The sequence below is a fragment of the Sciscionella sediminilitoris genome (assembly GCF_000737195.2).
In the GTDB taxonomy this organism is placed as follows: Bacteria; Actinomycetota; Actinomycetes; order Mycobacteriales; family Pseudonocardiaceae; genus Sciscionella; species Sciscionella sediminilitoris.
Map to the genome: position 1 here is coordinate 1 of NZ_JALM01000062.1, position 13240 is coordinate 13240.

Here is a 13240-nt window from a genome sequence, read left to right on the forward strand (position 1 = left end):
CGGTCTCCGGATCGAGCGGGTGCGTCTCGCGGTGCCGCCAGCACACGGTTTCCTCGAGCTCGCCCGCACCGTCCCAATCCGGAAGGCGCTCGCGCAGCGCCGCGCAGGCGGCCCGCACCGCGCCCGCGGCCATATAGGTCTGGCGCGAGGCGGACGTGGACCCCGCGCTGCCGATACCGGTGTCGGCCGGTGCGACCGTCACCACCCGGACACCGAGCTCGGTACGCACGAGTTGTTCGAGCACGGTGGTCAGTCCCTGCCCGACCTCGCAGGCGGCGGTGTGCACCAGGGCGGCGGGTTCGCCACCGAGGAGATGCAAGCGCACCCGTACCTCGGCATCGTCGGCGAACCCCTCGGCGAAGCCGACGTTCTTGATGCCCACCGCGTAGCCGACACCGCGCACCACGGATTCGCCACGGGTGGTGTTTCCCGCGGCCCCGGGCAGTTCGAGCGGATCCGTGGCCCGCGGCGGGGGAAGCGGGGCCGCGCGCACCCGGCGCAGCAGCTCGGCGACCGGGGCGGGGGAATCGATGCGCTGCCCCGTCGGTGCGGTCGCTCCCTCGTGCAGGGCATTGCGTTCGCGTAGTGCTACCGGATGTATGTCGCAGGCTTCGGCGAGCCGGTCCATCTGGGACTCGTAGGCGAACGCGGCCTGGACGGCGCCGAATCCGCGCATGGCACCGCACGGGGGGATTGTTCGTGTAGACGCCAAAGCAGTCGATCGAGACGTTCGGTACCACGTACGGTCCTACCCCCAGGGTGGCGGCGTTCGCCACGACCGAGGCCGTCGAGGAGGCGTACGCGCCGCCGTCGAGATAGATGCGCGCCTTCACGTAGACCAGCCTGCCCTCGGCATCCGCGCCGTGCTCGTAGTGCAGTACCGCCGGATGCCGGTGCACGTGGCCGTGGAAGGACTCGGTGCGGTCATAGACCATCTTCACCGGTTTCCCGGTCCGCAGGGCGAGCAGGCAGGCATGCGCCTGGACGGAAAGATCCTCGCGGCCGCCGAACGCCCCGCCCACTCCGGAGAGGGTGAGCCGCACCTTGTCCGCGCCGAGCCCGAGCGCGGCCACGAGCTGGCGCTGGTCGGCGTGCAGCCACTGCGTCGCGACATAGAGGTCGACGCCGCCGTCCTCGGCCGGGACGGCGAGCCCGGCCTCCGGGCCGAGGAAAGCCTGGTCCTGCATCCCGACCCGGTAGCTGCCGCGCACGACCACATCCGCGACCGGATTCCTCGTGCCACGGCGGATCGGCAGGTGCCGCACGATATTGCCGCCCTCGTGCAGTGGGGGAGCGGCGGGCGCGGTCTCGGCATCGATGACCGGTTCGAGCGGGGTGTAGTCGACGCGGATACGGCCGAGTGCCCGGCGCGCGGTCTCCGGATGATCCGCGGCGACGAGTGCGAGCGGTTCGCCCTGATAGCGCACCAGATTCTCGGCGAGCACCGGCTGATCGGCGCGTTCGAGACCGTAGCGGTTGCTCCCGGGAACGTCCTCGTGGGTGAGCACGGCGTGCACCCCGGCCAGGGCCACCGCCCCGGTGATGTCCACCCGGTCGACGCGCGCGTGCGGATGCGGGCTGCGCAGGGTCGCGCCCCAGAGCATGTCCTCGTGCCACAGATCGGAGGCGTAGGCGAACTCGCCGCGCACCTTCGCGCCGCCGTCCGTCCGGAGTGGACTCGTGCCGATGCCCTCGGCGCTGGTCGCGACCCCGGTCATGCCAGCCTCCCGGTTGCCGCGCGCAGCTCGGCGGCCAGCTCCCGCGGCGACCAACCGTGCGGTTCTCCGTGGGAGACAACGGGTTTCCCGCCGACGAGCAGCAGTTCGAGCGGTGCGGGCGCGCCGAGCACCAGCGCGGCCACCGGATCGGCGATCCCGGCGTGTTCGAATCCGTCGAGCCGCCACACCGCGATATCGGCGAGCTTGCCCGCCTCGATCGAGCCGAGCTCCCGGTCCCGGCCGAGGCAGCGTGCTCCGCCCATGGTCGCCATGCGCAGCGCCTCCCGCACGGTCAGCGCGCCCGTCCCATCCCGTTGCCGCGCCTGCACCAGCGCCGCACGCATTTCCTCCGCCAGGCCGCCCGCTTCGTTCGAGGCCGCACCGTCGACGCCGAGCCCGACCGGGACACCGGCGTCGAGCAGGGCGCGCACCGGAGCGATTCCGCTGCCCAGCCGTCCGTTGGAGCTCGGGCAGTGCGCGCTTCCCGAACCGGTGGCGCCGAACAGCCCGATGGCCTCGGGGTCCGGATGCACCGTGTGCGCCAGCCACACATCGGCGCCGAGCCAGCCGAGCCGCTCGGCGTACTGTGCCGGGGTGAGGCCGAACTCGGCGCGGCAGCGGCGATCCTCCTCGGCGGTCTCGGCCAGATGGGTGTGCAGCCGGACTTCCTTGCGCCGCGCCAGTTCCGCCGCGCCGCGCATGAGCCGTTCGGTCACCGAGAACGGGGAACACGGGCCGACCGCGATCCGGACTCGCGCGTTCGGCGCCGGATCGTGGTGCACCTCGATGGCCGCCTCGGTCCCGGAAAGCGCTTCCTCGGTGTCCTCGACCAGCTCGTCCGGTGGCAGACCGCCTTCGCGGGCGCCGCGGTCCATCGAACCGCGCACCAGGTGGCACCGGGTACCGATCCGCTCGGCCGCCGCGAGCACCGCGCCCACCTGATCGCCGCCCCCGTGCGGGAAGATGTAGTGGTGGTCGGCGACCGTGCTCGTACCGGTCAGGGCGAGCCGGGCGAGACCGGCGCTCGCCGCGGCGTGCGTGATCTCCGCGTCGAACCGGCTCCACACCGGATACAGCGCGGTGAGCCAGTCGAAGAGCCCGGCGTCGACGGCGTGCCCGCGGGTCGCCCACTGGTACAGGTGGTGATGGGTATTGATCAGGCCGGGGGTGACCAGGCAGCCGCTCCCGTCGACGCGGTGTTCCTGGGGCGCACCGGTCGACGGGGCCGGACCCGCGCCGACGGCGGTGATCCACTCCCCGTCGAGCACGACGTACCCGTTCGCGTACTCGGTACCGGCCGAATCCACGGTGCAGATCGCGACGTTCTCGATGATCATGCCGACCACGCCGCCCGTTCAACCCTTGCCGGGTGCCGCGGTGAACTTCGTTGTCCACGGGATGCCATGACTCAAGTACACACGCTCGAACACGCAGCGGCAACGACATGAGCGCGCGAATGGCACCATTGACGTGTCGTGGATCGGCGTGTCCGGGCCCACAGCAGGGCGCCGAAACCTCGGGAACCGATCGGCACCGCCCGACGACTCCTTATACGTGACCCAAACCGCCGAACCGGAGATCGCCACGCAGGATCCGCGCGCCCGCGCGGACTGGTGGCCGGGGCTGCGCGCGCTTCTGCTGCGGCTGCATACCTACGCCGGGATCCTCATCGGGCCGTTCCTGCTGGTGGCCGCATGCACCGGCCTGCTCTACGTGTTCAGCCCGCAGATCGACAAGCTGCTCTACGCGCACGAGCTGACCGTGCCCGCCGCGCCCGGGAACGTCCCGCTGACCGCCCAGATCGACGCGGCGCGGGCCCAGCTGCCGGGTGCCGGGCTGCATTCGGTGCTGCCCTCGGCGAGCCCGACGCAGAGCACCCAGGTGGTCTTCGACGCTCCCGATCAGGGCGAGGAGCACTTCCGCTCGGTGTTCGTGGATCCGCACGACGGTTCGGTGCGCGGCACCCTGGACAACTACCGCAATGTGCACAATCTGCCGGTGCAGAGCTGGTTCGACGAGTTGCACCGGGGACTGCATCTGGGGCAGTTCGGCCTGTTCTACAGCGAACTCGCGGCCAGCTGGATGTGGGTCCTGGTGTTGGCCGGAGTGGTGCTCTGGCTGCGCAAGCGGTTCGTGGCGCGCCGTTCCGGTACCCGGCGGCGCGCGGTGAACGGCAGGCGGCGACTGCTTTCCTGGCACGGGTGGGCAGGCCTCGGGATCAGTCTCGTACTGCTGTTCCTCTCCGCGACCGGGATGACCTGGTCCACTCTGGCCGGGGACAATGTGTCCAAGTTCCGTGCCCAGTTTTCCTGGCAGGCACCGGAGATCTCGACGACCCTACCGGCACGCGCGGCCGTCGGCGCGGACATCGGTTTCGACCGGGTGCGCGAAGCGGTCTCCGCCGCGGGGCTGCGCGGACCCCTGGAGATCACCCCGCCGAGCGGCCCGGGGGCGGCCTACGAGGTCAAGCGTGAGGTCCGGGCCTGGCCGGGGAGCATCGACACCATGGCCGTGGATCCGGGAACCGGACGGATCACCGCCGATCTGCCGTACGCCGACTACCCGTTCATGGCCAAGCTGAGCCACTGGATGGTGCTGGCGCACCAGGGACTGTTGTTCGGCTGGGTGAACCAGATCGTGCTCGCGATCGTGGCGATCGCCCTGATCCTGGTGATCGTGCTCGGCTACCGGATGTGGTGGATGCGCGGCCCGGCGAAACGCGGATTCGGCAGGCTTCCGGCCCGCGGAACTTGGCGCAGGGTCCCCGGAAAGGTGCTCGCCCCGATCGTGCTCGGTGCGGTACTCGCCGGCTACTTCGCCCCGTTGCTCGGCGGATCCCTGCTGCTGTTCCTGTTCATCGACGGACTGCTCGCGCTGCGGGCCAGGCGTAGGGAGGCCACGGCGTGATCGAGTCGATGCTGCTGCGGGTACTGCTCACGATCCTGTTCGCGGGTACCGGCCTGTGGTGCCTGTACGCCGCCGTGCGCCGGTTCCCGAAGGTGCGCCCCTCGGCCGCCGACCGGGTCAGCTGGATCGCGCACGTCCTGATGAGCGCCGGAATGATCGCGATGGCCTGGCCGTGGGGGATGAGCCTGCCGATGAACCCGCAACTGGTGCTGTTCGCCCTCGTCGCGCTGTGGTTCCTCGGTCTCGCCGTGCGCGGGCATCAGCCCTGCGTGGGGCACGGCAATCTGCGCAGGCTGCCGCACGTGCACCACGCCGTGATGATGGGGGCCATGGTGTGGATGATCGCCTCCATGCCGATGGCGATGGGCGGCGGCGCAAGCTCCGGAGGGCACCACCACATGGCGATGCCCGGGATGCCGGGAATGGACATGCCCGCCACCCCATCGCTTCCGGTGGTGTTCGTGGTCGCCAACCTGGTGCTCGGCGCCTACTTCCTGGTCACCTCGCTCGGCTGGATCGCCTCGGCCGTCGACCACGCCAAGGTCGCGGACACCGGACTGAACCGGTTCGCCGCCGGGGAATCCACCTGCCACGCGGCGATGAGCATCGGTATGGGCGCGATGTTGCTCGCCATGCTCTGATCTTCCCCATTCACTGCCGCAGCCGTGGCGTGTCGTGCTTCGGCGCGGGACCGAGCTGCTGCTCGAAGTGACCGAGCAGGGTGGCGAGCAGACCGTTGAGCCTGGCCAGTTCCCGCTCGGTGAGCGCCTCGGTGAACAGCTCGCGCTCGGATGCGGCCCGTTTGCCGGTCGCCGCCCGCCATTGGGTGTGCCCGCGCCGGGTCAGCCGCACCGGTTTGCTGCGCCCATCGCTGGCCCCTGCCGGTTCGACGAACCCGGCGCGGATCAGCCGATCCAGCCGCACGCTCACGGTGCCCGAGGTGAGCCCCAGCGTTTCGCCGAGTTGCTTGGGGGTGCGCTCGTACGGCGGGCCGCTGCGCCGCAGCACCGAAAGCGCCTCCAGGTCGCCGATGGACAGCCCCTGCCCCTCGGCGGCCCTGGCCAGCAACCCCTCGCAGGAGCGGACGAGCCTGCCGAGCCGCTGGCGCGCGGCCTCGACCTCCCCGTCGACCCCGGAAGGCATGGCCCGTAACCATTCCGGGAGTTCCGCGCCGACCGAATCCGTAACCACTGGACACCTCTTGATATTCAAGCTAATTTGTCTTGAGTATCAAGCTATCAGGTTGGAGTCGCGGATGCGGAAGGTATGGTTCGTCACCGGGGCGAACAGGGGACTGGGCAAGGCGATCACCCGCGCGGCGCTGGCCACAGGGGATCAGGTCGTGGCGACCGCGCGCGATGCCGCGGGGCTGGCCGAACTCACCGGACTGGGCGCCACGGCACTGCGCATGGATGTCACCGAACGCGGCGGTGTGCAGGCCGCGGTGCGCGAGGCGATCGACCGGTACGGCCGCATCGACGTACTGGTGAACAACGCCGGGCACGGCCTGATCGGCGCACTCGAGGAGTTGTCCGAGGACCAGATCGACGCGGTGCTGGACACCAATGTGCGCGGGGTCCTGCACGTGACCCGTGCGGTGCTGCCGCACATGCGCGCCCGCCGCGGTGGGCACATCGTGCAGCTGTCCTCGGTCGGCGGGGTGGTGGCCAATCCGGGGCACGGTATCTATGCGACCTCCAAGTTCGCCCTCGAAGGCATGTCCGAGGCGCTCGCCGGAGAACTCGCCCCGTTCGGCATCCGGGTCACCCTGGTCGAACCGGGGCCGTTCCGCACCGACTTCGCGGGCACCTCGATGCGGTTCGCCGCGCCGATCGAGGACTACGCGCAGAGCCCGGCCGGGCAGCTGCGCGAACGGTTCCCCGCCCAGGACGGGAAGCAGCCGAACGATCCGGACCGCGCGGCGGAGCTCATCGTGCGGCTCGCCGGTGCGGATTCCGCGCCACTGCGGTTGCCGCTCGGTCCCGAAGCCGTGGACCGGATCCGGGAGAAACTGCGCGGGCAGCTCGCGGAACTGGAGCAGTGGGCCGAGGTCGCGGCGGACACCCGGTTCGCTGGGCGATAATCACCGCATGGACCACGTGTTCCCGAACCCGCTCGGGGTCCATTCGCTGGTGTGGACCGGGGAATGGACGGCCGGTGCGGCCCGCGACGCGGTGCGCGCGACCGCGGCCTGCGGCTACGACCTGCTCGAGCTGACCCTGCACGACACCACGGCGATCGACACCGCGGGAACCAGAAACCTGCTCGCCGAGCACGGGGTGGAGATCGCGTGTTCCCGCGGCCTGTCCTTCGAGGCCGACCTGTCCAGCACGGATGCCGAGGTGTCCGCGCGCGGTGAGGCGCTGCTCGACGAATCACTGCGGGTCGCGGGGGAGCTCGGCGCCCGCTATCTGTGCGGCGCGCTCTACGGTGCGCTCGGCAAGTATCCAGGACCGGCCAGTGCGCGCGGCCGCGCGCATGTGGTCGCCGGGCTCACCAGGCTGGCCGGGCGGGCCGCGGACCTCGGGATCACCCTCGGACTCGAGGTGGTGAACCGGTACGAGAGCAATCTGGTGAACACCGCGGAGCAGGCGCTGGCGCTGATCGCGGAGGTCGATGCACCGAACCTGATGCTGCACCTGGACACCTATCACATGAACATCGAAGAGCCGGATCTCGTGACCCCGGTGCTGCGCGCGGGGGAACGGCTCGGCTACGTGCATATCGGAGAGAACCACCGCGGCTATCTCGGTTCCGGGCACCTCGACTTCGGCGCGTTCTTCCACGCCCTCGCCGAGATCGGATACGCGGGGCCGGTCACCTTCGAAAGCTTCTCCTCGGCGGTGGTCTCACCCGGACTGACCGCGGACCTCGCGATCTGGCGGGACCTGTGGACGGACGGGGCCGATCTGGCGGCGCACGCGCAGCGGTTCATCGCGGGCGGGCTCGAAGCGGCGTGGCGCCGATGAACCTGGAGGCATTGGCGCAGCGCTGCTCCGGGCTGCTCGCGGCCGCGCCGTCGCAGCGAAGGGTGATCGTGGGCATCGTCGGGGCGCCGGGAGCGGGCAAGTCCACGCTCGCCACGGCACTGGCCGAACGGCTCGGTGAGGTCGCGGTGACCGTGCCGATGGACGGGTTCCATCTCGCGCAGCGGGAACTGGACCGGCTGGGCCGCGCCGAGCGCAAGGGCGCGAGGGACACCTTCGACGCCGTCGGATACGCCGCGCTGCTGCGCCGTTGCCGGGATGCGGAGGATCCGGTGTACGCCCCGGACTTCGACCGCGGCCACGAGGAACCGATCGCGGGGTCGATTCCGGTGCACAAGGCACGGATCGTGCTCACCGAAGGGAACTATCTGTTGCTGGACGAGCCGCCGTGGAGCGCGGTCCGCCCGCTGCTGGACGAGGCCTGGTACCTCGCGGTGCCCGAGGACCGGCGAACCGGGCGGCTCCTCGCTCGGCACATGCGGTTCGGGCGCACCCGCGAACAGGCCGAGCGGTGGGTGAGCCGGGTGGACGGGCCGAACGCGGCGCTGATCGAGCGGACCGCGCGCCGCGCCGACCTCGTCCTGGACGGCTAGCCTGCTCAGGCGCGCGCGGCGTCGAAGCGGGACTGCGCGTCCGCCCAGTTCACGACGTTCCACCAGGCCTTGACGTAGTCCGGCTTCACGTTCTTGTACTGCAGGTAGAAGGCGTGCTCCCACATGTCCAGCATGACGATCGGAACCTGGTTGGCCGGCAGGTTCGCCTGCTGGTCGTAGAGCTGGTGCACCAGCAGCTGGCCACCGAGCTTGTCCCAGCCCAGGATCGCCCAGCCGGAGCCCTGGATCGTGGTGGCCGCGGCGGTGAAGTGCGCCTGGAACTTGTCGAAGGAACCGAAGGTCTCGTCGATCGCGGCGGCGAGCTCACCGGTCGGCTTGTCGCCGCCGTCCGGGGACAGGTTGTTCCAGAAGATGGAGTGGTTGACGTGCCCACCGAGGTTGAACGCCAGGGTCTTCTCCAGGCCCACGATCGCGTCGAAGGAACCGGCGGAGCGGGCCTCCTCGAGCTTGTCGAGGGTGCCGTTGAGGCCGTTGACGTAGGTCTGGTGGTGCTTGCTGTGGTGCAGCTCCATGATCTCGCCCGCGATGTGCGGTGCCAGTGCACCGTAGTCGTACGGCAGATCCGGAAGCGAGTATTTCGCCATGAAAGGATTCCTCCTCGTCGTGTCTACGGAAACGATCATGCAACCTCGATCTCGCTTGAGGTCAACGGGGGTGTGAGCTTCGGAACCAGGTTTTGTCGGTGGCCCCGGTTATGGTGCCTGGCATGGCCCTTTCCGTTACAGAACGCGAACAGTTTCTCGCCGAACCGCACATCGGCGCCCTCTCCGTACTCGAATCACCCGATCGTGGTCCGCTGAGTGTTCCCACCTGGTACGACTACGAACCGGGAGGTGAACTCCTCATCCTCACCGCGGTCGGCTCGCGCAAGGGCAAGGCGATCGAGGCGGCCGGAAGGTTCACCCTACTCGCCGAGCGAGTCGAGCCGACGGTGCGCTACGTGTCCGTGGAAGGACCGGTGACCGGCATCGTGCGCGGCACCGAGGAAGAGCTGGTCCGGATGGCGCACCGGTACCTTCCCCCGGACAAGGCCGAGGCATACCTGGAGTTCGCCCGCAGCGACCATCCCGATCAGCTCGTGGTGCGGATGCGCCCGCGGCACTGGCTCTCCGCGGACCTCGGCGGATGAGCGGTGCGGAACAGCGGACCGGGGCTGCCCGCGGGGCGGAGGACGGGGAGCAGGTCCTCACCGACGCGGTCGCCGCCGCCGAACGGGTGTTCGGTCCGGAACTCGAAGCCGCGTACGCCCTCGGCAGCCTGGCGCACGGTGGGTTCGCGCCGCTGGTCAGCGATGTCGACCTGGCGCTCGTGCTCACCGAGGTGAACGAGCACACGCCAAGCGGGATCGCCGAGATCCGGGCACGTACCCCGGGGGCGCTGGCCGAACGGCTCTCGGTGTTCTACGCCGACTGGTCCGGTGTGCGCGCCGGCCGGCCGGAACCGGGACGGCTGCCCGCGATCGACCGGCTGGACCTGCTGGAGTCCGGGCGGCTGCTGTACGGCACCGACCGGCGCACCGGAGCCGAGCCACCCGGTCGGCACGAACTCGTGCGCTGCGGTGCGGAGTTCGCCGCGGACCGGTTCGACCCCGCCTATCTCCGCGAGATCCGGGACCCGGCCGCGCTTCCCGGGCGCGGGGTACGTGCGGTGACCAAGCTCGTGCTGTTCCCGGTGCGGTTCCTGTACACCCTGCGTGAGGGGCGGATCGGGCACAACCAGGCGGCGGGGACGTGGTACCGGGGTGCGGCCCGGGACCTCGTGCTCGCGGCGCTCGACTGGCGTGAGCACGGCCTGCCCGCGGATCCGGTGCCGCTGCTGGAGAGTGAACTCGCCGGGCTGTACCTGGAATTCCTGGACGCCTACATCGACGCGGTTCCGGAGTTCGCCGAGCAGCTGCGCGTGGTGCGTTCGGGCCTCACCGCACCGGATCGACCTGCTGCTCCTCGTGCACGGGGAACCGCCGGGGAGTGAGCACCAGCAGCACGAGCAGGACGGCAACCGCGATCAGCAGCATGGCGAGGAAGACGTGGTGCGTGCCCGCGTAGACCGCGCGCGGTCCGTGCCCGGTTTCCGTACTCGCGTTCGACACGGCGCCGTACACGGCCGCGCCGAGCCCGGATCCGAGATAACGGGCGAACTGGTTGGCCCCGGTGACCACGCCACGCTCACTCCAGCCGACACCGGCCTGCATACCGATCAGCAGGGAGGCCGAGAGCAGCCCGAACCCGCCGCCGAGCAGGGCGACCGCCAGGACGCACTGCCACACCGATCCGGGGTCGGGCAGCGCGAACAGCACCGCCGAACCGGCGATCGCGAGCAGGGCCCCGATCAGCGCCGTATCGCGGAAGCCGATGCGCAGATAGCAGCGCGCCGAAAGGGCCGAGGCCAGCGGCCAGGTCAGGCTCATGGTGGATAGCACGAGCCCGGCGGCGATCGGGCCGAGTCCGAGCAGGGACTGGGCATAGGTGGGCAGGAACGTACTCGGGCCGATCAGCAGCAGCCCGAGTCCCGCGGTGGCCAGGCAGGACCCGGCGAGCGCGCGCCGGGACCAGATCCATGGCGGCACGATCGGTTCCGCCGCGCGGCGCTCCACGAACACCGCGGCGAGCAGTGCCAGGAGCCCGCAGCCGTGCAGGAGCAGGCTCGGCGCGGACAACCAGGCCCAGCCGGTGCCGCCCTCGGTGATCCACAGGAACAGCGCACCCGAGGCGAGCAGCACCAGTACGGCCCCGGGATAGTCGATCCGATGGGTCGTCCGTGGCCGCTGTTCGCGCAGATAGCGCAGGAGCAGCAGCAGCGCGATCGCCCCGATCGGCAGGTTCACCAGGAAGATCCACCGCCACGAGGCGTACTCGGCGAACGCGCCGCCGAGCAGCGGGCCGAGGATCGCCGACACGCCCCACACGCTGGACAGCCAGCCCTGCACCCTGCCGCGCTCGGCGACCGTGTAGAGGTCCGAGGCGACGGTGGCGATCATCGACTGCGCACCACCCGCGCCGATTCCTTGTACCGCGCGGAAAACGACGAGCAGCACCATGTTCGGGCTGACCGCGCACAACGCCGAGCCGAGCAGGAACACCAGGATGCCGACGAGCAGCACCGGTTTGCGCCCGTAGAGGTCGCCGAGCTTGCCGTAGACCGGGATGGTCACCGTCTGCGCCAGCAGGTACGCCGAGAACACCCAGCTGAACAGGGTGTACCCGCCGAGATCTCCGACCAGCTGGGGGACCGCGGTCGCGACGATCGTGGTGTCCATCGCGGCCAGGGCCATGGTCGCGACGAGTGCCGCGAGCACCTTGCCGCGGCCGGTGGATCCGGTTCGCGCATCGCTCACCGGATCATCCTCGAAGCTCGTGCGCGGTGGAGGTCAAGGCCGGTCAGGAGAGCGAGCCGAGCCGCACCTCGCGCGCCCAGATCGCATAGGGCGCGGGTGCCGGGCGTGCCCAGTTCGCGCCCCGGTCACCGAAAACGAGCAGCGAGTTCCCGGTCCGCACCATGGTGCCGTTGCCCGAGTTCCGGTAGTCCACCGAGATCGGTGCGTTCCACCGGATCCCGTCCCGCGAGGTGTACAGCCGCAGCCCGGGACGCCCGGTGAGCAGGGCGAGCCGTCCGCCGGGAAGTGGTTCGAGCACCGGGTAGATGCTGGTGACCGGAAGCTCCTCGGATCCGGATCGCAGCACCTGCGGCGGGTCCCAGGTGCGCCCGTCGTCGGTGGAGCGCGCGGCGACCATCGCCCGGTAGTCCCCGGTGCGCATCACCGCGAGCAGGGCACCGTCGGCCGTGTGCGCGAACGCGCCCTCCGCGTAGCCCTGGCCCCCGCCCTGCGCGGCGACGGTCGAGCGCACCGTCCAGTTCCGGCCCCCGTCGGTCGAGGCGAGCAACAGCTGCCGGTAGGTCCGGTCGTTCGCGTAGTAGCCGTAGGCGGACTGCAGCAGGGTTCCGTCCGGCTGCTCGAGCGCGCCGTGCACCAGGACGAACCCACCGAGCCGGGTACCGGGGCGGTCGGTCTCGGTGGAGATCGGCCGCATTGCCTGCGGGGTGTGCAGCACCCCGGTGCGCCGGGTCCAGCTCGCGCCGCCATCGGTGGACACGCTGGTCTCCACGCTCGCCTCGGTGTTGCTGCCCTTGCGCAGGTAGGTGTGGTAATTCGTGGCGAGCAGGGTGCCGCCGGAAAGCTTGGTGAGATTCACCGAGGGGACCTCCGGCATCGGGTTGCCCGAGCGGTCGGTGGTCCAGCTCCGGCCGCCGTCGTCGGAGTACACGTACCGGTTACCGGCACCCGCGCTGTCGTCGGTGTGCACCGGATAGCTCATCCGGATGCGTTCCCCGCGCGGTCCGGGCACGGTCACCGCGGAATTGGGCATCTGCTCCGGGGAATCCGAGTGGGACAGGAGTTCCGGCTCACCGACCCGCGGATGGGCGCTGGGCGGCCAGGCACGCGCGGAGACCGGCTCCAGCCGGGGACCGTCGGGCAGTTGCGGTTCGAACCGGACCCCTTCGAGGCGAACCGGTGCCCGCATGCCGACCGGGCCGAACTCGCCGATGACCCGGGATCCGACCGCCAGATAGGCGCGTTCCCGGTTGGGCGGTACGTAGAGCGCCATGGAGACCGGGGAATCCGGCACCGTGCCCGCGGTGGCGATCTCGGTCCAGCCCGAGCCGTCCCACCAGCGGATCGAACCGTCGGCCGGGACGGAGAACCGGAACACCGGTCTGCTGCCCGCGATACCGGTCACCGTGCCGAGCACGGTGACCGTCTGGACCGTGCGTCTCTGTTCGAGGCTGAATCGCAGCGCGAGCGAGTCCTGCCGGGTGAGTGCCTGGTACCCACTCGCCGGACCGGTGTTCCCGCCGCCCGGTTCCGCCGAGGCCGGTGTGGCCGCGAGCGAATTCGCCGCGATCGTGCTGAGGCCGAGGAAGGCGCCGATCAGGCTCGTGTTCAACCGCATACAAAGCTCCATTGCTCGTGTGTCCGGGCTGGTGGGGCTATCAGTACTGCACGCAGAGGTGACAG

Annotated in this window: 12 protein-coding genes and 1 pseudogene; 7 read left to right on the forward strand and 6 right to left on the reverse strand. The window is 70.4% G+C overall.

Going from position 1 to position 13240, the window contains the following annotated elements:
* Together AD72_RS22610 and AD72_RS22615 are read right to left on the reverse strand one after the other, a co-directional pair.
* Positions 1-1718 (reverse strand): annotated as a pseudogene (locus AD72_RS22610) (molybdopterin cofactor-binding domain-containing protein); the annotation flags it as partial.
* Positions 1715-3055, reverse strand: a complete 1341-nt coding sequence (locus tag AD72_RS22615; RefSeq protein WP_031468565.1) for an 8-oxoguanine deaminase — start codon at positions 3053-3055, stop codon at positions 1715-1717. The gene AD72_RS22615 and the pseudogene AD72_RS22610, both read right to left, overlap by 4 nt.
* Before the next feature lie 217 nt (positions 3056-3272).
* Here AD72_RS22615 and AD72_RS22620 point away from each other — a divergent pair, with 217 nt between their 5' ends.
* Positions 3273-4625: a PepSY-associated TM helix domain-containing protein gene (locus AD72_RS22620; RefSeq protein WP_037347013.1), complete on the forward strand. Its 1353-nt coding sequence runs from the start codon at positions 3273-3275 to the stop codon at positions 4623-4625.
* Positions 4622-5266: a DUF5134 domain-containing protein gene (locus AD72_RS22625; RefSeq protein WP_037347016.1), complete on the forward strand. Its 645-nt coding sequence runs from the start codon at positions 4622-4624 to the stop codon at positions 5264-5266. Before AD72_RS22620 ends, AD72_RS22625 begins: the two co-directional genes overlap by 4 nt.
* A 10-nt stretch (positions 5267-5276) precedes the next feature.
* Here AD72_RS22625 and AD72_RS22630 read toward each other — a convergent pair whose 3' ends face one another.
* Positions 5277-5816 (reverse strand): MarR family winged helix-turn-helix transcriptional regulator, encoded by a 540-nt coding sequence (locus AD72_RS22630; RefSeq protein WP_231644935.1) that lies wholly within the window; start codon positions 5814-5816, stop codon positions 5277-5279.
* Between the two features lie 64 nt (positions 5817-5880).
* Here AD72_RS22630 and AD72_RS22635 point away from each other — a divergent pair, with 64 nt between their 5' ends.
* Genes AD72_RS22635 through AD72_RS22645 form a run of 3 tightly spaced genes read left to right on the forward strand, consistent with a single transcriptional unit; the run spans position 5881 to position 8205 of the window.
* A complete protein-coding gene (locus AD72_RS22635; protein ID WP_031468569.1) occupies positions 5881-6708 on the forward strand; it encodes an SDR family NAD(P)-dependent oxidoreductase in 828 nt (275 codons plus the stop codon).
* Between the two features lie 7 nt (positions 6709-6715).
* A complete protein-coding gene (locus AD72_RS22640) occupies positions 6716-7594 on the forward strand; it encodes a sugar phosphate isomerase/epimerase family protein (RefSeq protein ID WP_031468570.1) in 879 nt (292 codons plus the stop codon).
* A complete protein-coding gene (locus tag AD72_RS22645) occupies positions 7591-8205 on the forward strand; it encodes a nucleoside/nucleotide kinase family protein (protein WP_031468571.1) in 615 nt (204 codons plus the stop codon). The genes AD72_RS22640 and AD72_RS22645 overlap by 4 nt, the downstream gene beginning before the upstream one ends.
* 5 nt (positions 8206-8210) lie before the next feature.
* Here AD72_RS22645 and AD72_RS22650 read toward each other — a convergent pair whose 3' ends face one another.
* Positions 8211-8810 carry a superoxide dismutase gene (locus AD72_RS22650; protein ID WP_031468572.1) on the reverse strand — a complete coding sequence of 200 codons (600 nt, stop codon included), beginning with the start codon at positions 8808-8810 and terminating at the stop codon, positions 8211-8213.
* A gap of 122 nt (positions 8811-8932) precedes the next feature.
* Here AD72_RS22650 and AD72_RS22655 point away from each other — a divergent pair, with 122 nt between their 5' ends.
* Together AD72_RS22655 and AD72_RS22660 are read left to right on the forward strand one after the other, a co-directional pair.
* Positions 8933-9355 (forward strand): pyridoxamine 5'-phosphate oxidase family protein, encoded by a 423-nt coding sequence (locus tag AD72_RS22655; protein WP_031468573.1) that lies wholly within the window; start codon positions 8933-8935, stop codon positions 9353-9355.
* The gene (locus tag AD72_RS22660; RefSeq protein ID WP_051898899.1) at positions 9352-10197 is read left to right on the forward strand and encodes a hypothetical protein; all 846 of its coding nucleotides are present in this window, start codon (positions 9352-9354) and stop codon (positions 10195-10197) included. The genes AD72_RS22655 and AD72_RS22660 overlap by 4 nt, the downstream gene beginning before the upstream one ends.
* On the opposite strand, the gene AD72_RS22665 is transcribed toward AD72_RS22660, so the two are convergent.
* On the reverse strand, positions 10142-11560 hold the full coding sequence (locus AD72_RS22665) for an MFS transporter (RefSeq protein ID WP_031468575.1): 1419 nt from the start codon (positions 11558-11560) through the stop codon (positions 10142-10144). The two genes, AD72_RS22660 and AD72_RS22665, sit on opposite strands and share 56 nt — an antisense overlap.
* A 43-nt stretch (positions 11561-11603) precedes the next feature.
* A complete protein-coding gene (locus AD72_RS22670; protein WP_031468576.1) occupies positions 11604-13175 on the reverse strand; it encodes a sialidase family protein in 1572 nt (523 codons plus the stop codon).
* Between the last annotated feature and the right edge of the window lie 65 nt (positions 13176-13240).

Coding starts and splice junctions, on each gene's coding strand:
- AD72_RS22615 (WP_031468565.1), bottom strand. CDS start 3,055: ATGATCATCGAGAACGTCGCGATCTGCACCGTGGATTCGGCCGGTACC.
- AD72_RS22635 (WP_031468569.1), top strand. CDS start 5,881: ATGCGGAAGGTATGGTTCGTCACCGGGGCGAACAGGGGACTGGGCAAG.
- AD72_RS22640 (WP_031468570.1), top strand. CDS start 6,716: ATGGACCACGTGTTCCCGAACCCGCTCGGGGTCCATTCGCTGGTGTGG.
- AD72_RS22645 (WP_031468571.1), top strand. CDS start 7,591: ATGAACCTGGAGGCATTGGCGCAGCGCTGCTCCGGGCTGCTCGCGGCC.
- AD72_RS22650 (WP_031468572.1), bottom strand. CDS start 8,810: ATGGCGAAATACTCGCTTCCGGATCTGCCGTACGACTACGGTGCACTG.
- AD72_RS22655 (WP_031468573.1), top strand. CDS start 8,933: ATGGCCCTTTCCGTTACAGAACGCGAACAGTTTCTCGCCGAACCGCAC.
- AD72_RS22660 (WP_051898899.1), top strand. CDS start 9,352: ATGAGCGGTGCGGAACAGCGGACCGGGGCTGCCCGCGGGGCGGAGGAC.
- AD72_RS22670 (WP_031468576.1), bottom strand. CDS start 13,175: ATGCGGTTGAACACGAGCCTGATCGGCGCCTTCCTCGGCCTCAGCACG.